Below are 683 nucleotides of genomic sequence, written 5' to 3'. Positions count from 1 at the left end.
CCCACTCGGGAGGCTTTTTTTATAAGGAAAGAATTGATGACTGACCAACCTATTTCCCTCGAAGAAATTCGTTTACGCTTGAATGAGCTCGATGACCAGCTCCTTAGCTTGCTGTCTGAACGCCGTAAACTCAGCATTGAAGTAGCCAAAAGCAAAGTACAAACCTCAAAACCAGTTCGTGATGCCGTTCGAGAACAACAACTGTTGGTTAAGCTGATTTCCAACGGCCGAGACAAATACGAACTCGACGCTCAGTACATCACCAAACTTTTCCACACCATCATTGAAGATTCTGTCTTACTTCAACAAGGTTATCTGCAAAACCTTGTTAACCCGCAACAAAGCCGTAAGCCACTTGCACGCGTCGCTTTCTTGGGAGCCAAAGGTTCTTACTCGCACTTGGCAAGCCGCGAATATTTCAGTCGTAAAAATACCGAGCTTATCGAGCTAAATTGTGAGCATTTCAAAGAAGTGACTCGAACGGTGGAATCTGGCCATGCTGATTACGGTGTGCTGCCCATCGAAAACACCAGCTCGGGCTCGATCAATGAAGTATATGACCTACTGCAACACACCACGCTGTATATTGTTGGTGAGCTGACTCAACCTATCGAGCACTGCTTAGTTGCAACGAAAGACATTCGCCTCGAAGACATCAAAACACTGTACTCGCATCCGCAACC

The 683-nt window shown here is 46.1% G+C and carries 1 protein-coding gene; it reads left to right on the top strand.

Annotation, left to right across the window (positions count from 1 at the left end):
* Positions 1 to 36: 36 nt before the first annotated feature.
* A partial coding sequence (locus tag R7Z77_RS25830; RefSeq protein WP_318137109.1) for a chorismate mutase occupies positions 37 to 683 on the top strand: 647 nt, incomplete at its 3' end.

The organism is Vibrio sp. 1401 (genome assembly GCF_033340295.1).
Note: the sequence above shows the minus strand (reverse complement) of the source record. Positions and strands in the feature narration are given on the sequence as shown.